Origin of the sequence: Rhodococcus sp. IC4_135 (assembly GCF_011602025.1) — a bacterium.
Taxonomy (GTDB): Bacteria; Actinomycetota; Actinomycetes; order Mycobacteriales; family Mycobacteriaceae; genus Rhodococcus_F; species Rhodococcus_F baikonurensis.
Map to the genome: position 1 here is coordinate 102847 of NZ_JAAOLG010000002.1, position 21738 is coordinate 124584.

Annotated in this window: 19 protein-coding genes; 10 read left to right on the forward strand and 9 right to left on the reverse strand. The window is 62.4% G+C overall.

Annotation, left to right across the window (positions count from 1 at the left end; translation table 11 throughout):
• Positions 1–18: 18 nt before the first annotated feature.
• Positions 19–2523, forward strand: coding sequence for a DEAD/DEAH box helicase (locus G8767_RS05300; protein WP_124569740.1), 2505 nt, complete (start codon positions 19–21; stop codon positions 2521–2523).
• A gap of 54 nt (positions 2524–2577) precedes the next feature.
• Here G8767_RS05300 and G8767_RS05305 read toward each other — a convergent pair whose 3' ends face one another.
• Complete coding sequence (locus G8767_RS05305; protein WP_095970546.1) at positions 2578–2985, reverse strand: DUF5997 family protein; 408 nt, start codon at positions 2983–2985, stop codon at positions 2578–2580.
• 56 nt (positions 2986–3041) lie between these two features.
• Between G8767_RS05305 and G8767_RS05310 the strand changes: the two genes are divergently transcribed.
• On the forward strand, positions 3042–3890 hold the full coding sequence (locus G8767_RS05310) for a LysR substrate-binding domain-containing protein (RefSeq protein WP_124569741.1): 849 nt from the start codon (positions 3042–3044) through the stop codon (positions 3888–3890).
• A gap of 678 nt (positions 3891–4568) precedes the next feature.
• Entirely contained in the window at positions 4569–5969 is a 1401-nt protein-coding gene (locus G8767_RS05315) for an FAD-linked oxidase C-terminal domain-containing protein (protein ID WP_166809547.1), read from the forward strand.
• A 28-nt stretch (positions 5970–5997) separates the two neighbouring features.
• Here G8767_RS05315 and G8767_RS05320 read toward each other — a convergent pair whose 3' ends face one another.
• Positions 5998–6918 (reverse strand): hydrogen peroxide-inducible genes activator, encoded by a 921-nt coding sequence (locus G8767_RS05320; RefSeq protein ID WP_166809548.1) that lies wholly within the window; start codon positions 6916–6918, stop codon positions 5998–6000.
• 229 nt (positions 6919–7147) lie between these two features.
• On the opposite strand from G8767_RS05320, the gene G8767_RS05325 reads away from it, so the two are divergent.
• The 3 genes from G8767_RS05325 to G8767_RS05335 all read left to right on the forward strand — a co-directional run bounded on the left by G8767_RS05325 (position 7148) and on the right by G8767_RS05335 (position 9038).
• A complete protein-coding gene (locus G8767_RS05325) occupies positions 7148–7735 on the forward strand; it encodes a peroxiredoxin (RefSeq protein WP_095970549.1) in 588 nt (195 codons plus the stop codon).
• A gap of 2 nt (positions 7736–7737) precedes the next feature.
• Positions 7738–8277 (forward strand): carboxymuconolactone decarboxylase family protein, encoded by a 540-nt coding sequence (locus G8767_RS05330; RefSeq protein WP_003942122.1) that lies wholly within the window; start codon positions 7738–7740, stop codon positions 8275–8277.
• A gap of 80 nt (positions 8278–8357) precedes the next feature.
• Entirely contained in the window at positions 8358–9038 is a 681-nt protein-coding gene (locus G8767_RS05335; RefSeq protein WP_095970550.1) for a PhzF family phenazine biosynthesis protein, read from the forward strand.
• Here the strand turns inward: G8767_RS05335 and G8767_RS05340 are convergent.
• The gene (locus G8767_RS05340; RefSeq protein WP_166809549.1) at positions 9024–9722 is read right to left on the reverse strand and encodes a hypothetical protein; all 699 of its coding nucleotides are present in this window, start codon (positions 9720–9722) and stop codon (positions 9024–9026) included. The genes G8767_RS05335 and G8767_RS05340 overlap by 15 nt on opposite strands.
• A 17-nt stretch (positions 9723–9739) precedes the next feature.
• Between G8767_RS05340 and G8767_RS05345 the strand changes: the two genes are divergently transcribed.
• Complete coding sequence (locus tag G8767_RS05345; RefSeq protein WP_095970552.1) at positions 9740–10006, forward strand: hypothetical protein; 267 nt, start codon at positions 9740–9742, stop codon at positions 10004–10006.
• Positions 10007–10008: 2 nt separating this feature from the next.
• On the opposite strand, the gene G8767_RS05350 is transcribed toward G8767_RS05345, so the two are convergent.
• The gene (locus G8767_RS05350) at positions 10009–11232 is read right to left on the reverse strand and encodes an aminotransferase class III-fold pyridoxal phosphate-dependent enzyme (protein ID WP_206028981.1); all 1224 of its coding nucleotides are present in this window, start codon (positions 11230–11232) and stop codon (positions 10009–10011) included.
• A gap of 130 nt (positions 11233–11362) precedes the next feature.
• On the opposite strand from G8767_RS05350, the gene G8767_RS05355 reads away from it, so the two are divergent.
• Positions 11363–11680 carry a DUF2322 family protein gene (locus tag G8767_RS05355; protein ID WP_166809551.1) on the forward strand — a complete coding sequence of 106 codons (318 nt, stop codon included), beginning with the start codon at positions 11363–11365 and terminating at the stop codon, positions 11678–11680.
• Here the strand turns inward: G8767_RS05355 and G8767_RS05360 are convergent.
• Positions 11651–12280 carry a Pr6Pr family membrane protein gene (locus tag G8767_RS05360; protein ID WP_124569744.1) on the reverse strand — a complete coding sequence of 210 codons (630 nt, stop codon included), beginning with the start codon at positions 12278–12280 and terminating at the stop codon, positions 11651–11653. The genes G8767_RS05355 and G8767_RS05360 overlap by 30 nt on opposite strands.
• Before the next feature lie 101 nt (positions 12281–12381).
• Between G8767_RS05360 and hrpA the strand changes: the two genes are divergently transcribed.
• Positions 12382–16287: an ATP-dependent RNA helicase HrpA gene (hrpA, locus tag G8767_RS05365; protein WP_166809552.1), complete on the forward strand. Its 3906-nt coding sequence runs from the start codon at positions 12382–12384 to the stop codon at positions 16285–16287.
• Between the two features lie 287 nt (positions 16288–16574).
• Here hrpA and nrdR read toward each other — a convergent pair whose 3' ends face one another.
• Both nrdR and G8767_RS05375 read right to left on the reverse strand, forming a co-directional pair.
• Positions 16575–17072 carry a transcriptional regulator NrdR gene (gene nrdR, locus G8767_RS05370; RefSeq protein ID WP_095970738.1) on the reverse strand — a complete coding sequence of 166 codons (498 nt, stop codon included), beginning with the start codon at positions 17070–17072 and terminating at the stop codon, positions 16575–16577.
• A 195-nt stretch (positions 17073–17267) separates the two neighbouring features.
• The gene (locus G8767_RS05375; protein ID WP_166809553.1) at positions 17268–18005 is read right to left on the reverse strand and encodes a LysM peptidoglycan-binding domain-containing protein; all 738 of its coding nucleotides are present in this window, start codon (positions 18003–18005) and stop codon (positions 17268–17270) included.
• A gap of 242 nt (positions 18006–18247) precedes the next feature.
• Here G8767_RS05375 and lexA point away from each other — a divergent pair, with 242 nt between their 5' ends.
• Positions 18248–18976, forward strand: a complete 729-nt coding sequence (gene lexA / locus G8767_RS05380) for a transcriptional repressor LexA (protein WP_007735195.1) — start codon at positions 18248–18250, stop codon at positions 18974–18976.
• A gap of 93 nt (positions 18977–19069) precedes the next feature.
• Here lexA and G8767_RS05385 read toward each other — a convergent pair whose 3' ends face one another.
• Together G8767_RS05385 and G8767_RS05390 are read right to left on the reverse strand one after the other, a co-directional pair.
• Positions 19070–20212: an acyl-CoA dehydrogenase family protein gene (locus G8767_RS05385; protein ID WP_007735194.1), complete on the reverse strand. Its 1143-nt coding sequence runs from the start codon at positions 20210–20212 to the stop codon at positions 19070–19072.
• Positions 20213–20397: 185 nt separating this feature from the next.
• On the reverse strand, positions 20398–21678 hold the full coding sequence (locus G8767_RS05390; RefSeq protein ID WP_166809794.1) for a solute carrier family 23 protein: 1281 nt from the start codon (positions 21676–21678) through the stop codon (positions 20398–20400).
• Positions 21679–21738 lie beyond the last annotated feature (60 nt).

A 21738-nucleotide genomic window follows, 5' to 3' on the forward strand; every position in this document is an offset into this window, starting at 1 on the left:
TGCGGCTAGCCTGTACGAGTGCTGCTGACGGAACTTCTCCCCGACAACGCGGATCCTGATTCCGTTTTCGACGCCTTCTCCTCGTGGACCCTCGAACGAGGGTTGACGCTCTATCCGGCCCAGGAAGAGGCCGTCATGGAGTTGGTCTCGGGTGCAAACGTGATCCTTGCGACGCCGACCGGGTCCGGCAAATCGATGGTGGCGATCGGCGCGCATTTCTACGCGATGTCGCTCGGCAAGCGTACGTATTACACCGCGCCGATCAAGGCGCTGGTGAGCGAGAAGTTCTTTGCGCTCTGTGAGGTCTTCGGTGCCGAGAACGTCGGCATGATGACCGGTGATGCCGCCGTGAACTCGTCGGCGCCGATCATTTGTGCGACGGCGGAGATCGTCGCGAATCTCGCACTGCGAGAGGGCCCGAACTCCGATATCGGCCAGGTCGTGATGGACGAGTTCCACTTCTACTCCGAACCAGATCGAGGTTGGGCGTGGCAGGTTCCGCTCATCGAGTTGCCGCACGCCCAGTTCCTCTTGATGTCGGCAACACTCGGTGAGGTCGATTTCTTCTCCGAAGATCTGACGCGTCGTACGGGCAAGCCCACCACCGTCGTCTCCGGCACGGAACGCCCCGTGCCCCTGATGTTCTCGTACGCGACCACGCCGGTCGGCGAAACCATCGAAGATCTGGTGACCACCAACCAGTCCCCCGTGTACATCGTGCATTTCACGCAGGCCGCCGCTCTCGAACGCGCCCAGGCACTGACGAGCGTCAACTTCTGTTCCAAGGAAGAGAAGGAAGCGATCGCCGAAGCATTGGGTGGTTTCCGCTTCACCACCGGGTTCGGAAAGACACTCTCTCGCCTGGTCCGGCACGGCATCGGCGTTCACCATGCTGGCATGCTGCCCAAGTACCGACGGCTCATCGAAGTTCTCGCGCAGGACGGCCTTCTCAAGGTCATCTGCGGTACAGACACTCTGGGCGTCGGCATCAACGTCCCGATCCGCACGGTACTGCTCACCGGTCTCGCCAAGTACGACGGCGTCCGCACACGGCATCTGAAAGCCCGCGAGTTCCATCAGATCGCCGGCCGCGCGGGTCGTGCGGGCTACGACACGATGGGCACCGTTGTCGTCCAGGCACCGGAACACGAGGTCGAGAATCTGCGGGCCGTCGCCAAGGCGGGCGACGATCCGAAGAAGATCAAGAAGATTCAACGCAAGAAGGCTCCCGAGGGGTTTGTGTCCTGGAGCGAAGCGACGTTCGACCGCTTGGTCGCGGCATCACCCGAACCGTTGGTGTCACGATTCTCGGTCAGCAACTCGATGCTGCTCAATGTCATTGCCCGACCGGGCAATTGCTTCGACGCGATGCGGCACCTGTTGGAAGACAACCACGAATCGCGGCCGGCGCAGCGTAAGCACATCCTCAAAGCGATCTCGCTGTATCGCGGATTGCTCAGCGCCGGCATCGTGGAGCGCCTCGACGAACCTGACGAGTACGGCCGGATGGCTCGGTTGACGATGGACCTGCAACGCGACTTCGCGCTCAACCAGCCGCTGTCGCCGTTCGCCTTGGCAGCATTCGAACTCCTCGACGTCGAATCCGACAGTTACGCACTCGATGTCGTCTCGATCATCGAGTCGACGCTCGACGATCCGCGTCAGGTGCTCATGGCGCAGCAGCACTTCGCTCGCGGCGAAGCGGTGGCACAGATGAAGGCCGACGGCATCGAGTACGAGGAGCGCATGGAGCTTCTCGAAGAGGTCACCTGGCCGAAACCGTTGTCGGACTTGCTGTTCCCGGCTTTCGAAATGTATCGCGGCGGCCACCCGTGGATCACGGAGTTCGCCCTCTCCCCCAAGTCCGTGGTGCGCGACATGATCGAACGCGCCATGACGTTTGCCGAATTGATCAGCCACTACGGACTCACCCGATCTGAGGGCCTCGTCCTGCGCTACCTCGCCGACGCCTACCGCGCCCTGCGGCAAACCGTCCCGACGGAGGCACGCACCGAGGAACTCGAAGACATCATCGAGTGGTTGGGCGAGCTGATCCGTCAGGTCGACTCGAGCCTTCTCGACGAGTGGGAGTCACTTACCGATCCCGGAGCCGAAGCAGACACCGAAGAGGTGGCGTTCGGCGCCGACATTCCCCGGCCCATCTCGGCGAACCCGCGCGCATTCCGCGTCATGGTGCGCAATGCGATGTTCCGACGCATCGATCTCGCATCGCGTCGGCAGTGGAACGAGCTGGAAAACCTCGAGGACGGTATCGACGCCGCTGAGTGGGAAGAGCAACTACTCCCGTACTTCGAGGAGTACGCAACCATCGGAACCGGACCGTCGGCGCGCGGGCCGGCGCTCTTCCAAGTCACCGAAGAGGGTGAGTTCTGGCGGGTGCGGCAGGTGCTCGAGGACCCGGAGGGCGATCACGGATGGGCACTGCTTGCCGTCGTCGACATCCCGGAATCGGATGCCGCGGGTGAAATCGTATTCGACGAGCTGAGCGTCGTAGAAGGCTAGCGCCTGTGCGCCTTTCTGATAGTGGTCGCTACCAGTGAGGCGCACAGGGGGCTTTCAGCCCCTTCGAGCCTTCCGCGGCTGATTACGACGAGCAGCGCGCTTTTCCTTGATGCGAACGTTCTCGGCCCGCACGTCGGCCTGAACAGCGCGTTCCTTCTCGAGCCAGTCGGGCTTCTCTTCGAGGAGTGCGGCGATCTGATCCGTGGTGAGTGCCTCTTCGACGCCGCCGCGAGCGAGACCGGCGATCGAGATGCCCAACTTGGCAGCGATGACCGGGCGAGGGTGCGGTCCGGTGCGTCGCAGCTCCAGCAGCCACTCCGGCGGATCGGTCTGCAGCGCGGTCAGTTCGTCACGAGTCACGTCGCCTTCCTGGAACTGCGCAGGTGTTGCTTCCAGGTACACACCCAGCTTCTTGGCAGCCGTCGTCGGCTTCATCGTCTGGGGAGTTTTGTTCGACGTCATGCAACAAGAGTAACCAGCCGATACGGGTGCTTTTACCAAGGCGGTAGCCTTGCCTGGTGACAGACGCGGATAGTCAGGCAATTTTTCGACTCGCGTACGCCCCGGGGGTGACGCCCACCAAGTGGGTCCGGGTGTGGCACGAGCGGCTTCCCGAGGTGCGTCTGGAACTTGTTCAGTTCCCGGTTCTCGAACTCGAAGCTGCACTTCGCGCAGGTGAAGCAGATGCAGGTTTGGTTCGCCTGCCGATCGACCGGACCGGCATCAGCGCCATCTCGCTGTATGCGGAAACCCCGGTGGTGGTGGTGCCGAAAGATCACGTGTTCACTACTGTCGATCAGATTTCCGTCGGCGATCTGGCCGACGAGATAGTGCTCGATCCGCTCGACGACAGACTCGACTGGCCGACCCGTCCCGGAAAGACCGCCGCCGAGCGACCCGCGACCATCGCCGACGCCATCGAGTTGGTGGCCGCCGGCGTCGGCGTTGTCGTGGTTCCCCATTCGCTGGCGCGGTTCCACCATCGCAAGGATCTGACCTTCCGTCCGGTGGACGGTGCGCCCGAGGCTCCCGTGGCTTTGGCATGGATGGAGTCCAAGACCACAGATCTGGTCGAGGAACTGATCGGCATCGTGCGGGGCCGAACGGCGCAGAGTTCCCGCGGCCGAAACGGTGAGCCGGCCGAGAAGATCAAGGGTTCCGTGAAAGCCAAGATCGCGGCCCGTGAACGTCGTGCAGAAGCTGCCAAGAACGGGCAGAAAGCGAAGGGCGCCGGAACCGCAAAGAACATTTCCGGACGCAACGCAGGTTCCGGTAAGGCCAAGGCGGGCGGAAAATCGGGTAGCGGGAAGTCCGGTGGGACCAAGAGTTCGGGTGGCCGGTTCTCCGGAAAGCAGAAGGGCCGCTAGGGATTCAGCAGTTCCCTTACGTAAACCAATATGACGGCCAATCTCTACGTTCCGACCAGTCGGAAACTGTACATTCTCTGCATATGACTATTCGATCAGCCCTCGTAGGTATCTGCATCGCACTCGCAGCAGTGACTGCATGCTCGACCTCCAGTGATCCGCAGCCGGCACCTCCGGTGTCATCGACAACCACACCGCTGCCCACGACGTCTCCTACAACGACCACCGAAACAACAACGCCCCTTGCAGTACCTACCGCAGAATCGCCGATAACGACGGTGCTGGAACCCACACCGGCGCGTTACATCGTTTCGTGCCAAACGGGCCTCGGCCCGGTAGAGACATATTGGTCGGACGGCACCGTCACCGGATACTCGGACTACTGCCAAGCCCAGCACGACCAAGTCCTACGCTCAGAGGCAGAGGCGAATACGCCAATCTGCGACGGCGCCATCTGCCGCTATCCGTCGGGCGCTACTCGCCCCGACACCAGTGCGACTACGAGCGTCCGAATCCCATCCCCTTGGGTGCAAGGTCAGATCGATTGGACCAACTGCATCGAGGCCGGCAACTCGGAAGACTACTGCCGGACAACGCTGAACTGATCAGGCGCGACAGAGTCGGGCTGTGGTCTCGCGAATTGGCGCATCGTCGAACTCCGTCGAGCATGATGAGAGTATGACTCCCGCGAGTTCTTCAGCCCTCGACGAATTGGTAGCGGCACTCCCCGAGGGAGCCGTCCTGCTGGATCCTGACCTGACCGCGGGCTACCGCCAGGACTGGGCTGCCGATCCGACCGCCGGCCACCCCGCTGCCGTGGTTCGCGCAACGTGCACGGAAGACATCCAAGCAGTCATGCGATGGGCAACCGCCAACCGCGTACCGGTGGTTCCCAGAGGTGCCGGCTCGGGCCTTTCCGGTGGATCCAGCGCCGTCGACGGTTGCATCGTGGTCAGCACCGAGCGAATGCGACAGATCACGATCGACCCGGTTGCCCGTGTGGCCGTTACTCAGCCCGGCTTGATGAATGCGGAGGTCAAGAAAGCAGCCGCAGAGCACGGACTCTGGTACCCGCCGGACCCCTCGTCCTTCGAGATCTGTTCCATCGGCGGCAATGCAGCCACCAACGCCGGCGGACTCTGCTGCGTCAAGTACGGAGTAACCACCGACTACGTTCTCGGACTTCGGGTCGTGCTGGCAGACGGGACAGCGGTCAGCCTAGGTGGCCCCCTTCTCAAGGACGTCGCCGGACTCTCACTCACGAAACTGTTCGTGGGTAGTGAGGGAACTCTCGGCATCATCACGGAAATCACCCTGCGTTTGATTCCCGCGCAGCCGCCCGCATCAACCGTCGTCGCGTCGTTCGACTCGGTACAAGAGGCTGCCGACGCGGTCTTGGCGATCACCGGCAACATGCGTCCGGCGATGCTCGAGTTCATGGATCATGCCAGCATCAATGCCGTCGAGGATTCGGTACGCATGGGTCTGAACCGCAAGGCTCACGCACTGCTGCTCGCGCAGTCCGACGCACCCGGCGCGGCAGGCGTGCTGGAAATCGAGACGATTGTTCAGGCGTGCGAAAACAACGGAGCCACCGAGGTATTCGCCACCGACGATCAGGCCGAGGGTGACGCTTTCGCGGCAGCACGGCGGGCAGTGTTCCCGGCAGTGCTCGCGATGGGAAGTCTGCTTCTCGAAGACGTGGGCGTTCCCATGCGCGCACTCCCCCAGCTCGTGACCGGGGTCGAAGCCATCGCCGACGACCTCGATGTCCTGATCTGCACGGTGGCGCATGCCGGAGACGGAAATACACACCCGCTCATCGTTTTCGACCCCGCAGATCCGGACATGACCGAACGCGCACAGATCGCATTCGGACGGGTGATGGATCTCGCCATCGCGCTCGGCGGCACGATCACCGGCGAACACGGGGTCGGTCGACTCAAGCGCGACTGGCTGCCGTCACAGTTGGGTGAAGACGTCATGGCCCTCAATCGCAAGGTCAAGGATGCGCTCGACCCGCTGGGAATTCTCAATCCCGGAGCCGTCATTGCCGTGAAAGAAGGCTCATCCGACTAGCTTTCACGTCGACGTCGAACGAGTTACGTCATCGAGAAACTGTCGGGCTGACCGAACGGACCAACTCGGCCAGCTGACGGAATCCTTCTGCTCGGCCACTCGAAGAGCGGAACACGACGCCGATCGTGCGACCTGGAGCCGGCGATGCGAAGCGCGCCGTCGACAAATCTCCGCGTCGAACCTCTACGGCAACAGCAGATTCCGGGACCAAAGTCACCCCGAGTCCCCCGGCCACACACTGCACGACCGTCGCGAGCGACGTCGCCCGCGTGTCGCCGGCAAGCGGATGAGCGTCTACGGAACGGCACAGATCCAACGTCTGGTCGCGCAGGCAGTGGCCGTCGTCGAGCAAGAGCAACGGCAGCGCGTCGAGCACGTCCACCGTGAGATCGACACGTCCGGCCAAGGAGTGATCGTCCGGCACGACCATCACAAAATCCTCTTCGTACACAGGAACTTCCACCAGGCCGGGCGTTCCGGCAGGAAGCGCCAACACAGCTACGTCGAGCGCTCCCGATCGCAGTGCATCGAGTAGGCGCGCCGTCTGATCCTCGACGATCTGCGGCGCCAACGACGGCAGCTTGTCGCGCAGCTCCGGCAACAACCCCGGAAGAATGTAGGGCGCAACGGTCGGGATCAACCCGATGCGGAGCGGTCCGGTCAGAGAGTCGCCGGAGCCGGCGGCACTCGCGACGAAACCGTCGGCAGCCTCGAGAATCTGCTTGGCCTGACCGAGCAAGCGCTGCCCGTCCGCAGTCACGAGCACGCGCCGCGTACTCCGTTCGATCAGCTTGACCCCCAGGCCCGCCTCGAGCGCCGCCAGCGCCTGGGACAGTGTGGGTTGGCTCACACCGGAACGTGCTGCGGCAGTACCGAAGTGCCGATACTCGGCCACCGACACGAAGGCACGCAGCTGTGACAAGGAAGGTTGATAAGTCTGATCAGACATGCCTATCAGTGTAGTGCCACCCATCACCTTTACCTTTTGAACGGTTTGATGCAGAATGGACTCATACCAAAAAGCGCCGGTCACAACCTCGACACTCCAGTCGAAACCGTCCGACCCGCTGACGGTGACAAACCCTCTCGATCCAGCACGTTCGGCCGTCACAATCCGAACAGCCGGATCGTGTGCGCAAGAAATTCCTGTTCACGAGACACGTAGGAGAATGAGACACATGGCTCTGCTCACAATCGGCGACCAGTTCCCCGCTTACAACCTCACGGCTGTCATCGGCGGCGACCTGTCCAAGGTCGATGCCCAGCAGCCCGATGACTACTTCACCACCGTCACCAGCGACGACTACGCAGGCAAGTGGCGCATCGTCTTCTTCTGGCCCAAGGACTTCACCTTCGTGTGCCCCACCGAGATTGCTGCATTCGGCAAGCTCAACGACGAGTTCGCAGACCGTGACGCTCAGGTTCTCGGTGCTTCCGTCGACAACGAGTTCGTGCACTTCCAGTGGCGTGCACAGCACGAAGAGCTCAAGACCCTCCCCTTCCCGATGCTCTCGGACCTCAAGCGCGAGCTTGCCGAGGCCACCGGCGTCCTCAACGCCGACGGCGTTGCAGACCGCGCGACGTTCATCGTCGACCCCAACAACGAGATCCAGTTCGTCTCCGTCACAGCCGGTTCCGTCGGCCGTAACGTCGACGAGGTTCTCCGCGTCCTCGACGCTCTCCAGAGCGACGAGCTGTGCGCATGCAACTGGAAGAAGGGCGACCCGACCATCAACGCCGGCGAACTCCTGACTGCGAGCGTCTGAGTATGAGCGTCGAGAACCTCAAGAACTCGCTTCCCGAGTACGCGAAGGACCTCAAGCTCAACCTGAGTTCCATTGCGCGCACGACGGTCCTGAACGAGCAGCAGTTGTGGGGAACGCTCCTCGCAACGGCCGCAGCCACCAAGTCTGCGTCCACGCTCAAGGAGATTGCATCCGAGGCTGCCGACAACCTGTCGGCAGAGGCGTACAACGCCGCTCTCGGCGCAGCGTCGATCATGGGCATGAACAACGTCTTCTACCGCACCAAGGGCTACCTCGACGGTAAGTACGACGACCTTCGTGCCGGCCTGCGGATGAACATCATCGGCAACCCGGGCGTCGACAAGGCCGACTTCGAATTGTGGTCGCTTGCAGTGTCCGCGATCAACGGCTGCAACCACTGCCTCGAAGCTCACGAGAACACCCTCCGCCAGGAAGGTGTCGACCGCGAGGTCATCTTCGAAGCGATCCGCGCCGGTTCCATCGTCGCGGGCGTCGCACAGGCTGTCGAAGCCAACGAGATCCTCTCTGCCGCACAGGTCTGATCACTCGGACCCGACTGCAGTTCGACGAGCCCTCCCCACCGTGAAGGTGGGGAGGGCTTTTCGCGCGCTAGGGTGGACCGATGGGTATCGAGGTGAGTGTGGTCCGGGTCTTCACGGACGAGAACGGCAAGCACGGCAATCCGCTGGGAATCGTCGACGCATCCACGGTTGCAGAATCGGATCGACAAGCCGTCGCGAAGGAACTCGACTACAGCGAGACCATCTTCATCGACGTACCGGATGACGGCGCCTCGCGTGCCCGGGCTCAGATCTTCACTCCGGCAGCAGAACTCCCCTTCGCCGGGCACCCGACCGTCGGTGCCACGTGGTGGCTGGGCGAGCAGGGCCGCCGCGTGACCGCCCTCGACGTTCCCGCCGGCAGTGTCGACGTCCGCCAATCCGGCGCTCTCACATGGGTACGCGCGCGTGCCGAGTGGGCACCGGAATTCGCGATCTATCCGATGGACACGGTCGACGACGTCATCGACGCCGATCCGTCCGACTACGAGGCGGATCATTCGTATCTGTGGGCATGGCAGGACAAACTCGAAGCTGCCATCCGCGCACGCATGTTCGCACCGGTGATGGGAATCGCCGAGGACGAGGCCACCGGATCGGCAGCGCTACGCATCACGGACCGGTTGAGGAAATCACTGCTCATCACCCAGGGACGCGGATCGGTGCTTCACACCACCTTCTCCCCCGAAGGGTGGCTCGAAGTCGGCGGCCGCGTCGTCGCCGAGCCGTCACGAACCTTGTGAGTACTCGGCGGGATTGCGTCCGGCCTCGAGGTCACTTGCGCTGAGAGTCACCGAGATCTCGTCACCGAGCGCAACTCCCGGTGCGAGGGGCAACTGATCTCCACTCCAGAATTTGCCCGGGTCGAACCAGTTGATCCGACGATTACCGACAAGCAGACCCATCGCTTCATACGTCTTGGCAACCACTTCGGCGCAGTAGGCGCTCTCGGCGGCTACTGCCGATACGTCGGACTTCTTGCGCAGCTTCGGGATTCGGCCCCCGAACCAGCGTGAGGCGAGCTTGGCCGTCGACGGGAACGGTGTGCCGTCCAGTCGCGCGATCGTCTTGAGCAGAGCGTCTTCCTGCTCACGGGTGATCTCGTGGTCGAGTTGGCGCAACCATCCGCGCTGCCCATACTTGGCGCCCCACACCTGAACCGCCGACCTCAGATCGTGCAGTTGGACACCACGCTGAAAGCGTCCGGTCCACATGTCCTGCAGCGAGTGACCGAGTTCCGCATGCCACATCAGCGGCGGAAGGTCGTCGATCACCACCGACATTCCCACGTGATTGACCGGACTGTTGGTCAGCGTCTGGATGGCCCGGTCGGCCGTCGACTCTCCGCGGAAGATCCAGATGTCGCCCGTGCGGGTCGCCGCGGCGGCCTCGTCGAGACTCACCTGCGAAAGCAATCGTCGGTCCATGCCTCTAGCGTAGAGGGATGAAACTCCCTACTCCTCTGCGCGCCTCGCACGTTTGGAAACTGGTCGGCCTCGCTGGTGCCATGGGCATTGCCGCCACCGGGGTCCTCGTTGCGCGCGGCGAACGCCAGCGTCGGGCCTACTCTCCGGACGAGATTCGCTCGGTACTGCACGAGCGGTACACCCAGGCCTACGCCAAGCAGTCGGAGCAAGAAGTTCTGGAACTCGAACCTGCACCCAACGCAGTGCGGCGCCGAATCGAGAAGCTCTTCCGGCGCCGCAACTGAACTCATCCGAGGGCTGCGAGGATCCCTGCTGCCATCTCCGCGACCTGATCATCGGTCATCACGAACGTCGGCGAAATCTGCATCGCACCCTGACCCGCAGCACGCCCCGAAATACCGTGCTCACGCAACGTCTTCACGAACGGCAAAGCCTCCGCCGGATCAGCCAACTGCACCGCAGCGACCGCACCGAGCCCACTACGAACCTCCGCCACCCGCGGATGCTCCGCCAACGGCTGCAGATGCGTATGCAACGACGCCTCCAAACGCTTCGACTCCCCGAGCAAATTCTCACGCTCGACAATGTCGAGGTTCGCCATCGCCGCCGCCGCAGCACCAGCATGCCCGCCGTACGTGTAACCATGACGCCACCACGAACCCGCATAGAACGGCTCCGCCACCCGCGGCGCGATGAACACCGCCCCCATCGGAACATAACCCGACGTCAAACCCTTTGCCGTGGTCATCATGTCAGGCTGCAAATCGAAACGAGTAGACGCGAACCACTCGCCGCCGATACGACCGAAACCGGTCACCACCTCGTCGACGACAAACAGAATGTCGTGCTCGCGGCAGATGTCGCGCACCTCCGCCAGATACCCCTCCGGCGGAAGATACACCCCACCCGCACCGATGATCGGCTCCGCGAAGAACGCGGCGATCTTGTTCGCACCGACCCGCTCGATCAACTCGAGCAGACTCTTCGCATCGTCCCAACCGACCGTGGCCGCATCCGCCATCAGCTCGCCGTAACCCTCACGGTTCACCGGAATACCCGCCAGAGCCGTTCCCGCAACATGCATTCCGTGGTACGCCTTCTGACGACCGACGATGATCGCCTTCTCCGGCTGCCCCACCTCGTGCCAGTACCGGCGAGCGAGCTTCGCCGCAGTGTCCACCGAATCCGAACCACCCGAGGTGAAGAAGATCTTGCTCCCGGCAACCGGCGCGATCTTCGCCAACCGCTCCGCCAACACCTGCGTGGTCTCGGGAACAAAATCACCGAAGTTGGAGAAATGCGCGATCTTCGACAACTGAGCCGCCACCGCGTCCGCGATCTCCGTGCGCCCGTGCCCGACATTGGTGAACCACAAGCCCGCCGTCGCATCCAGATACCGAGTGCCCTCGCGGTCCCAGATGTACGCCCCCTCACCGCGAGAGACGACAAAAGCGCCGTTCTTCTCCACAGCGCCCATGTCCGCGAACCCGTGCCACAATGCCGAAGCCATCATTGTCCCCTTCGAATACAAACGATGCTGGTGTGCAAACGATGTGCTGCGACTATATCGACATCGGGAATCGGCGCACGACGGCGCTCGCCCGGCACCGGTATCCCGGCGCACACGTAATCTGTCGACCATGACTTTTGCCGACAATCTCGCCGCACTGCCCACCGTCGACCATCTGGCCGCCATCGAAGTACTCGACGCCGACGGAAACGTCATCGACACCGTCGAGAACAAGCCCGGAAAGTCTGGCTCGGTCAAGGTGTACAACCATCTTGCCGAGGTCTACGGCGCCCTGACACCCGAAGCCGCGACAGCAGGACTGACGATCTTCGCCGAGCACACCGAGGACGCGCGAGCGAACCGCGGCAAGCACCCGAACATCGACCGACTCGATCAGGTGATCGCCACCGGAAGCGGGCTAGGACTGCGGGGCGTTCCGGCCGCGTAGCCCGGCGCCCAACCGTCCGACGGCATTGACCGCCAACGCCATCAGGGCCATCGCGATGCCCAGCACGACAAATCCAATGAACAGAGCCAGGTAGCCCTGATGGCGCGGATCCATGAACGGATACGGATACCAGTCGACGATCGGACCTCGAATCAACGTGTACACCGCGTAGATCACCGGAAACAGCAGCCACTGCAGCGAGCGAATTTCGGAGATCCTGTGCCGCGAAGCGAAGAACACCCAGTCGAGGAGCATCACCAGCGGAAGAATGCGGTGCAGCGCCGAGTTGATCCACGCGTCGTTCAAATTGACGTCGATGTTCGCGAGTAGGACGGCGTAGATGATTCCGGTGATGACCATGTACAGAGTCACCGCGCCACGAATCGACTGCCATGTCCGCGATTGCGGATCACGAAATGCGCCCACCAGCAACACGAACACCGCGAGGATATTGCTCTCGATGGTGAAGTAGCTCAGATAGTTCGACAACGAGAATCCGTCGGCGTTGCGAATCGGGATCCACAACAACGCAGTGAGTCCGTAGAGCGCGAACAACAATCGAAGTACTCGCACGGCAACAGGTGTCGACGCGACAGGCACCGATGACTCATTTGCGGTATTTGTCGTCACTCGACGATATTTGCACATCACTACGATCTGCGAGCGGTAGTTGTGAATGCGTTCGATAGGCTGTCATCAGCATGTCTACAACACCACCGGCCCCGCTCTCCCCCAAGCGGAGTGACCTGAAGAGCGCGCTGGCACAGGTCTCACTCCGCGACGAGAGTCGACTCCGTCGCAAACTCGACCGCGCCCGCACACCAGACGCTCTGGTGGCGCTGGCCGAAGAAATCGAGAAGGCACGCACTCGCTTGGCTGCCCGCGCAGTCAGTGTTCCTGCGGTCTCGTACCCCGAAGCCCTGCCCGTCAGTCAGCGCAAGGACGACATCGCGACCGCGATCTCGGAGAATCAGGTTGTCATTGTTGCCGGCGAGACCGGCTCGGGTAAGACAACCCAGATCCCGAAGATCTGTCTCGAACTCGGACGTGGCGTCCGCGGACTGATCGGACATACACAGCCGCGCCGGTTGGCAGCCCGCACCGTTGCCGAACGTATCGCCGAAGAACTCGACACCGAACTCGGCGACGCCGTCGGATACACCGTGCGGTTCACCGACCAGGTCTCGGATCGCACCTACGTCAAGCTCATGACCGACGGCATTCTCCTCGCCGAAATTCAGCGCGACCGTATGCTCCGACGCTACGACACGCTGATCATCGACGAAGCGCACGAACGCAGCCTCAACATCGACTTCATCCTCGGTTACCTGGCTCAGCTGCTCCCCCGCCGACCCGATCTCAAGGTCATCATCACGTCGGCGACCATCGATCCCGAACGCTTCGCCGAGCACTTCGCTGTCGACGGTAAGCCCGCGCCGATCGTCGAGGTATCCGGGCGAACGTTCCCCGTCGAAATGCGTTACCGCCCACTGACCGTCGAATCCGGCGACATCACCTTCGACCGTGATCCCGTCGACGCGGTCTGCGAGGCTGTCGACGAGCTGAGCGCGGAGGGCGAAGGCGACATCTTGGTCTTCCTCTCCGGCGAACGCGAAATTCGCGACACCGCAGACGCTTTACGCGATCGGCGTCTTCGCAACACCGAAATCGTCCCGCTGTACGCGCGGCTGTCGGCCGCCGAACAACACAAGGTGTTCTCGCCGCACACCGGCCGACGCGTCGTCCTCGCAACCAACGTGGCGGAGACCTCGCTGACCGTTCCCGGCATTCGGTACGTCGTCGATCCAGGAACGGCGCGCATTTCGCGGTACTCGGTACGCACCAAAGTGCAGCGGTTGCCGATCGAACCGATTTCCCAAGCGTCGGCGCGTCAGCGCTCCGGGCGTTGCGGCCGCGTCGCCGAAGGAATCTGCATCCGCCTGTACTCCGAGGAGGACTTCGAGTCACGGCCGGCATTCACCGAACCGGAGATCCTGCGAACCAACCTCGCATCCGTGATCTTGCAGATGACGGCTCTCGGCCTGGGCGACATCGCGGCCTTCCCCTTCGTCGAACCGCCGGACCAGCGCGCGGTGAAGGACGGAATCGGACTCCTCGAAGAACTCGGCGCCATCGCGCGAGGTTCCGAGGCCAGCCACCCCGAACTGACGCCCGTCGGCCGCGAGCTGGCCCAGATTCCGGTGGATCCGCGGATGGCACGAATGCTGGTGGAAGCCAAGAACAACGGTTGCCTTCACGAAACCCTTGTCATCGTCGCGGCACTGTCCATTCAGGACGTTCGCGAACGGCCCGCCGAGTTCCAGCAGGCAGCCGACGAAAAGCATGCCAGGTTCAATGTCGAGAACTCCGACTTCCTGGCCTACCTGAAGCTGTGGGACTACTTACGCGAACAACGTAACGATCTGTCCTCCAACCAGTTCCGCAAGATGTGCCGGAACGAGTTCCTGCACTGGCTCCGGATCCGCGAATGGCAGGATCTGCACGGGCAACTCCGGCAGATCACCCGCGGTCTCGGCTGGACAGTGGGAGAGACACGGGCAAGCGAGAACGCGATCCATCAGTCGCTCCTCGCCGGATTGCTCTCGCATATCGGGCTACGCGAGGGCGAGAAGCGGGACTACCTCGGCGCCAGGGGCAGCCACTTCGCGATCTTCCCCGGATCGGGACTGTTCAAGAAGCCACCACGCTGGGTCATGGCCGCCGAACTCGTGGAAACGTCGAGGCTGTGGGCGCGCATGTCCGCGCGTATCGAACCCGAGTGGGCCGAAAAGCTCGCCCCGCACCTGGTGAAACGGACCTATTCCGAACCGCACTGGTCCTCCAAGCGAGGCTCGGCGATGGCATACGAGCGGGTCACTCTCTACGGAGTTCCCCTCGTGACCGGCCGCGCAGTGACGTACTCGCGAATCGATCCCGAGGCCTCCCGCGATCTCTTCATCCGCCATGCGCTGGTGCAGGGGGAATGGCAGACGAACCACAAGTTCTTCCACGAGAACCGCGCACTGCTCGACAACGTCGAGGAACTCGAGAACCGTGCGCGCCGCCGCGACATCCTCGTAGACGACGAGACTCTCTACGAGTTCTACGACGAACGTATCGGCCAGGAAGCCGTGTCCGCCAAGCATTTCGACCAGTGGTGGAAGACTGAGCGGCGCAAGAATCCGAGTCTGCTGACGTTCACGCCGGAAACCGTGGTCAACTCCGACGCCGCTGCAGTCCTCGGTGGCGAGTACCCGGACGCGTGGCGCCAGGGCGACATGCAGTTTCCGCTCACTTACCAATTCGAGCCCGGAAAGGATGACGACGGCGTCAGCGCGCACATCCCGGTCGGCCTGCTCGCGCAACTTCAGCCGGTCGGCTTCGACTGGTTGGTCCCGGGTATGCGCGTCGACCTGGTTACCGCTCTGATCAAGACGTTGCCCAAGAACATTCGACGCGCTGTCGTGCCGGCACCCGACTACGCCGCCGCAGCGTTGGCAGCAGTCAAACCTCGATCCGAGCCGTTGATGACCGCAATGGCCCGTGAACTCTCGCACTTGGGCGGGATCCAGATCGACGCCAAGGACTTTGATCCCGCCGCGCTACCCGACCATCTTCGGATGACGTTTGTCGTCGAGGACGAATCGGGCAAGGTTCTCGCGAAGGGTAAGGATCTGGCGCAGCTGCGACGCGCGCTCGCCCCGCGCGTGCAGAAAGAAGTAGCCAAGGCGGCAACCGGTACCGAACGGGCAGCGGCAACCGTCTGGACATCCGAGACACTCGGCGCGTTGGAACCGACCATCACTCGCTCCATCGGCGGGCAGCAGGTAACCGGATACCCGGCACTGGTGCCGGAAAACGGCGGAGTTGCCGTTCGTGTCCTGAGTACACCGGCTGCGCAGGCGCAGGCGATGCGGGAAGGCACTCGGGCGCTTCTCCTGGCGGCCGTTCCCACCCAACTCAAGGCAGTGACCGCCGGCTTGTCGAACGCGCAGCGTCTGGCGCTCGGCCAGAATCCGGACGGCGGCTTGGAGGCCCTCGTCGAGGATTGCCGAGTGGCAGCTGCCAACGAAGTGATTGCGGCCCACGGTGGACCGGTGCGCACGCCTGAGGCCTTCGACGCCCTGGTGAAGATCGCACGCTCCGAACTGGCCGGGCGCGTTTCCGCGATCCTGCGCATGATTGTTCCGATCCTCGAACACGCCCACCAACTGAGCGTCGTCCTCGAACGCTCACGCGGGGAGGCAGCCGACGACGTCCGAGAGCAGTTGACCTCACTGCTTTTTCCGGGTTTCGTCGCCGAATTGGGCTCAGCGCGCCTACGCGATTTGCCGCGGTATCTTGCCGCAGCAAAATTCCGTCTCGAAGCTCTGCCTGCAAGCGCACAACGAGATCAGCAGGCGATGGATGTCCTCGACCGGGTGTACGCAGCGTACGACCGGTTGTTGAGTTCACTTCCCGAAGAGCGACGCACGGCCAGGGACGTCGACGCGATCAGCTGGATGATCGAAGAACTGCGCGTGAGTCTGTTTGCGCAGTCCCTCGGTACACCCACACCGATATCCGAAAAGCGAGTCCTGAAAGCTATCGAAGCGATCAAGCGTTGATGTTCGACGAGGATTGCGCGATCAGTAGATTGTCTGAATGTTGACGTTGGTGAGGAAACCGCCAAAGGTGGCAACAGTGTTGGCGAACCCGAGGGTTACCAGGCTGTTCACGACTCCGAGAACTGCAACTAAGTTCATAACGCCTCCGTGAAGATCCGAGATGCGGACGAACGTACCTGGTAGACACTAAGCGAATAACTTGCCCGATTTGTTCGATTGTTCGCTTTGTGTTCTCAGCGTTACCTAGTGCCCGCTCCGTGCTCTGAGCGTTACCTGAGTCGAAGGCCTCAGTCGACGGAAACGGGCTCGGCGCCGGGAGCCTTGTCGGCGTCACGGGTCTCGGCATGTTCGCGCATGTCGGTGATCTCACGTTCGAAATCCGCGGCGGAACTGAAGGACTTGTACACCGAAGCGAATCGCAGATACGCAACCTCGTCGAGATTTCGAAGCGGATCGAGAATCGCGAGCCCTACCTCGTTGCTGGGAATCTCGGCAGAACCCGATGCACGTACGGCATCTTCGACCTGCTGGGCCAGCAAATTCAGCGAGTCGTTGTCCACTTGGCGGCCCTGGCATGCGCGACGCACACCTTTGACAACCTTTTCCCGGCTGAACGGCTCCGTCACGCCGCTGCGCTTCACGACCGAGAGAACTGCCGTCTCGACCGTGGTGAATCGACGTCCACACTCGGGGCACGAACGGCGCCGCCTGATCGCCTGGCCCTCGTCGGCCTCGCGTGAATCGACCACTCGGGAATCAGGGTGCCGGCAGAACGGGCAATGCATCGGGGTTCCTTCGTTGTCGCCGAAATGGCCGCAACTCAGATTCGCTACCGACTGCAAATCCTCCGACGATTTACAGAGCAGATCCACGTACTCAACGCGACCACCCGAGGTGGTGGGACTGTCAAGTGGACAGCTTACTCGCTGTGAACCGACTGCTCTCACGCTCGGTACGCCCCCGCCTGGGAGGGGGTACGGTCAGCGGCCCGAGACCGGCACGATCAGAGTTTGCCCAACGGACAGTCCGGAACTCGACATCGCATTGAGATCCATGATCTGCTCGATCACCGAACCGACAGCCTGGCCAGGCGCAACCTTGGCGGCAATATCACTGAGGGATTCACCCGCGGCAACGCGAACCACTTCGGTCGCGCCGTGTGTCCCAGCTACATCACCACTCGACAAAGCGCCGATCCCCACCAACGCCAACACTGCCAGTGCAGTGAATACGGCGCCCAGGAACACTGTCTTCCAACTGACGTCCTCGGCAGCCACTTCATGTTCGACCCGTGAGACACCGACTCGGTTTCGGTGCGCAAAACTTCCTCCGTACGGGCGCGACGAATCGTGCTCGCTGTCCCACCGGCGAGGAGACTCACGCAATGACCGCGAACCTGAAACCGCGCCCACCGGAACACGGCGAACGACGGCCGCCTGCGGTTCGTTGTCGACATACCTGGCCACACCCCGCATTTCGGCCGTACCGCGCCGTTCGAATGACACAACGTCAGCATCGGACCCACCATCAGGCCCATAGAACGAGGGGTGGTACTTCAGTGCCGACGTGCCGTCGAAACCAATCGCATCGACACCAAACGCGTCGACACCAATCGCGTCGTCGAAAATCCTGTTGCTTTGCAGTGCTGCGTTACCCATCGTGACCTCCGCTGGTCGACACCGATCGATGTGTTCGATCATGCGTTCGATGGAACGCATGTTCGAATTTCTACCACGCCTGGCCGACAATGTCTCTACTTCGAGCGACACGAATCGAACAGATGTTTGAAACCGCGAGCAAATCCGGCTAGATTCGTGTCAGACCACACAGCGGGAATTTGCGAAAGCCTCCGTGTTTGTCGACAGCTCGAATGTTGGCAGGAGGCACCGACAGGTTTCTGCGTGATGTGCACCAGGCACTTTTTCAGGCACGACTTCTTCAGACACGGAGGCAACAGGCCATGAAGGACGATCGCTCCAGCACAGCCGCGGAGGCAGGAGCTTCTGCAGTTCCGTCTCCGTCGAGCGAGACGCTCACCGAGCGTCAGCGGCGCGTTCTCGAAGTGATCCGCGATTCGGTGACGGAGCGCGGGTATCCGCCCAGCATTCGCGAGATCGGGGATGCGGTGGGGCTCACTTCCACCTCGTCCGTCGCACATCAACTGCGAACGTTGGAGCGAAAGGGCTTCCTTCGCCGCGATCCCAATCGCCCTCGCGCGGTCGATGTTCGAGGCCTCGACGAAGTTGCAGCCGATACCGCCATCGCATCCGTGTCGAAGCATTCGGGCGAGTACAACAGCGCCGACCCGCTACCGGAGCCGGCGTTCGTCCCCATCCTGGGCCGCATCGCTGCCGGCGGACCGATCCTCGCCGAGGAAGCGGTGGAGGATGTGTTCCCTCTCCCCCGCGAACTCGTCGGCCAGGGTTCGCTCTTCATGCTCAAGGTCGTCGGCGAGTCGATGATCGATGCAGCGATCTGCGATGGCGACTGGGTTGTCGTCCGTCAGCAGAACGTCGCGGAGAACGGTGACATCGTGGCCGCAATGATCGACGGCGAAGCCACTGTGAAGACGTTCAAGCGCACGAAGAAGGAGGTGTGGCTGATGCCGCACAACGACCTCTTCGAGCCGATTCCCGGCAACAACGCTGTCATCCTGGGCAAGGTTGTCACCGTCATGCGGAAGATCTGAGCTCGCTCGCACCCTACGACCACAAGACTCTGGGCCCCGGCATCAGCCGGGGCCCAGAGTCTTTACGTGACGATCAGCGGTGCATCACCCGAATCAGAGATTCAGCGAACGTCCGATGATCTCCTTCATGATCTCGGTTGTGCCACCGTAGATGGTCTGCACACGAGAGTCCATGTACGCCTTGGCAACCGGGTATTCCTTCATGTAGCCGTAGCCTCCGTGCAGCTGGAGGCAGCGGTCGATGAGCTTGACCTGAGCTTCGGTGGTCCACCACTTCGCCATCGCAGCTTCCTGCACGGTCAGCTTCTCGGCATTGAGCTGTTCGATGAACTTGTCCACCAGGATCCGCACTGCGGTGGTCTCCGTAGCCAACTCGGCGAGGACGAATCGGGTGTTCTGGAAGCTACCGATCGACTTACCGAATGCCTTGCGGTCACGGCAGTACTGGATCGTGCTCTCGAGAACCGATTCCATTGCGGCAGCTGCAACAACGGCGATCGAGAGTCGTTCCTGAGGAAGGTTCTTCATCAAGTAGAAGAAGCCCATTCCCTCTTCGCCCAGCAGGTTGGCGGCGGGAACGCGGACGTCGGTGAAGCTGAGTTCGGCGGTGTCCTGAGCCTTCATGCCGATCTTGTCGAGGTTGCGTCCACGCTCGAAGCCCGGCATGTCCCGCTCGACGACGAGGAGGCTGAAGCCCTGCGCTCCCTTGTCCGGGTCGGTACACGCGACAACGATGATGATGTCGGCGTTGATTCCGTTGGTGATGAAGGTCTTCGAGCCGTTGAGGACCCAGTGATCCCCGTCGCGAACTGCTTTGGTCTTGATGCCCTGCAGGTCGCTACCGGTACCCGGTTCGGTCATCGCGATTGCCGAAATCAGCTCTCCCGAAGCGAATCCGGGCAACCAACGCTGCTTCTGCTCTTCATTGGTCAGCTCCAGCAGGTACGGCGCCACGACGTCGTTGTGCAACGTGAAGCCGATACCGCTGAACCCGCCCTTGGTGGTTTCCTCGGTGATGATCGCGTTGTAGCGGAAATCCTTCACACCGCCGCCGCCGAACTCCTCGGGCACCGCGGTTCCCAGGAAGCCCTGCTTTCCGGCCTCGACCCAGACGTCACGATCGACGATGTTCTGCTCTTCCCACTTCTCGTGGTTCGGAGCCACGTGCTGTGCCAAGAACTTCTGGTACGACTCCCGGAAGAGTTCATGTTCCGGTTCGAACAGGGTGCGCTCCACGCCGACTCCTTGCAATTCGATATACGGCACTTCAGTGATGTACCCGCTGGGGACGTACCCACTGGGGTGTATTCGCTGAGACTGGGCACGCCGAAGTGCGCGGGCCCACGTCACTGTCTCCGACGGTAGAACCTGTTGCGATACCCGTCGATGACCCGAACGATCACGATTCGTGACTGTAGCGGTTATCTGTTACTCGAAGTACGGAATTTAGCGAGATATCGCATGATCGGGTAGGCGACAAGGATGCCGATGGAGCCCCAGGCGATTCCGCCCAACTCGACCGAACCGATGGTCAACGTCAAGTTTCCGATGCCGGCGACCAGCGCAGCCGCGGCGACCGTCAGGTTGACCGGATCGGTGAAGTCGACCTTCGCCTCCATCCAGATACGGACACCGAGAATGCCGATGAGTCCGTAGAGAACCATCGTCGCGCCGCCGATGACGCCGTTCGGAACCGTGAACACCAGCGCACCGAACTTGGGCGAGAACGCGAGGATCACCGCCGTGGCGGCGGCGACCCAGTACGCGGCGGTCGAGTACACGCGCGTCGCTGCCATGACGCCGATGTTCTCGGCGTACGTAGTGGTTCCGGATCCGCCACCGGCACCCGCCAAGGTAGTGGCGAGGCCGTCTGCAAACAGTGCGTTGCCGGCCAGATCGTCGAGCGACTTCCCCGTCATGGCGGAGACCGCCTTGACGTGCCCGACGTTTTCGGCGACCAGAACGATCACCACGGGCAGGGCGAGCACGATCACCGACCAGTCGAAGGACGGACCGTGCAGACTCGGCAACCCGAACCAGTCTGCCTCACGCAGGGCCGACACCCGTTCACTGTCGAGACCACCGATGACAGCGGCGAAGACCCAGCCGATCACCACTCCGACCAGAATGCCCAAACGGCCCAGCAGGCCGGGCCCCACGACGGTGACGAGCAGGATCGCGACGAGCGTCACCGTGGCGATCAGCGGCTGTGATTCGAAGGAGCCGGCCGCAGTCGGAGCGAGATTGAGGCCGATCAGCGCCACGACGGCGCCCGTCACCACCGGCGGCATCACGGCGTCGATGACCCGTCCGCCGATCAGACGTACGGCGACGCCGATCAGCATCAACACGATGCCGACGGCCATGACGGCACCGAGCTGAGCCGCCGGGCCCGATCCTGCCGACGCTGTCAGCGGGGCGATGAACGCGAAGGACGACCCGAGGTAGCTGGGGATCCGGCCGCGGGTGATGAGCAGGAACAGCGCGGTGCCGATACCCGAGAACAACAGCGTCGTCGTGACGGGGAAGCCGGTGATGGTCGGTACGAGCAGTGTCGCTCCGAACATCGCGATGACGTGTTGCATCCCGATCCCGATGGTGCGCGGCCAACTCAGTCGTTCGTCCGGCGCCACGACCGCGCCGTCGGCGATCCGCTTGCCGTCTCCGTGGACAGTCCAGCCGATTCCGCCGGCCCCGGTCATAGTTTCTCGTTCGATCACAGGTCGAAATACTAGAGGTCAGGCGCTCGGTCGCCGACCTAG

Coding starts and splice junctions, on each gene's coding strand:
- G8767_RS05345 (WP_095970552.1), top strand. CDS start 9,740: ATGAAACTCCCTACTCCTCTGCGCGCCTCGCACGTTTGGAAACTGGTC.
- G8767_RS05315 (WP_166809547.1), top strand. CDS start 4,569: ATGACTCCCGCGAGTTCTTCAGCCCTCGACGAATTGGTAGCGGCACTC.
- lexA (WP_007735195.1), top strand. CDS start 18,248: ATGAAGGACGATCGCTCCAGCACAGCCGCGGAGGCAGGAGCTTCTGCA.
- nrdR (WP_095970738.1), bottom strand. CDS start 17,072: ATGCATTGCCCGTTCTGCCGGCACCCTGATTCCCGAGTGGTCGATTCA.
- G8767_RS05330 (WP_003942122.1), top strand. CDS start 7,738: ATGAGCGTCGAGAACCTCAAGAACTCGCTTCCCGAGTACGCGAAGGAC.
- G8767_RS05390 (WP_166809794.1), bottom strand. CDS start 21,678: ATGACCGGGGCCGGCGGAATCGGCTGGACTGTCCACGGAGACGGCAAG.
- G8767_RS05305 (WP_095970546.1), bottom strand. CDS start 2,985: ATGACGTCGAACAAAACTCCCCAGACGATGAAGCCGACGACGGCTGCC.
- G8767_RS05355 (WP_166809551.1), top strand. CDS start 11,363: ATGACTTTTGCCGACAATCTCGCCGCACTGCCCACCGTCGACCATCTG.
- G8767_RS05325 (WP_095970549.1), top strand. CDS start 7,148: ATGGCTCTGCTCACAATCGGCGACCAGTTCCCCGCTTACAACCTCACG.
- G8767_RS05375 (WP_166809553.1), bottom strand. CDS start 18,005: ATGCGTTCCATCGAACGCATGATCGAACACATCGATCGGTGTCGACCA.
- G8767_RS05320 (WP_166809548.1), bottom strand. CDS start 6,918: ATGTCTGATCAGACTTATCAACCTTCCTTGTCACAGCTGCGTGCCTTC.
- hrpA (WP_166809552.1), top strand. CDS start 12,382: ATGTCTACAACACCACCGGCCCCGCTCTCCCCCAAGCGGAGTGACCTG.
- G8767_RS05350 (WP_206028981.1), bottom strand. CDS start 11,232: ATGGCTTCGGCATTGTGGCACGGGTTCGCGGACATGGGCGCTGTGGAG.
- G8767_RS05335 (WP_095970550.1), top strand. CDS start 8,358: ATGGGTATCGAGGTGAGTGTGGTCCGGGTCTTCACGGACGAGAACGGC.
- G8767_RS05340 (WP_166809549.1), bottom strand. CDS start 9,722: ATGGACCGACGATTGCTTTCGCAGGTGAGTCTCGACGAGGCCGCCGCG.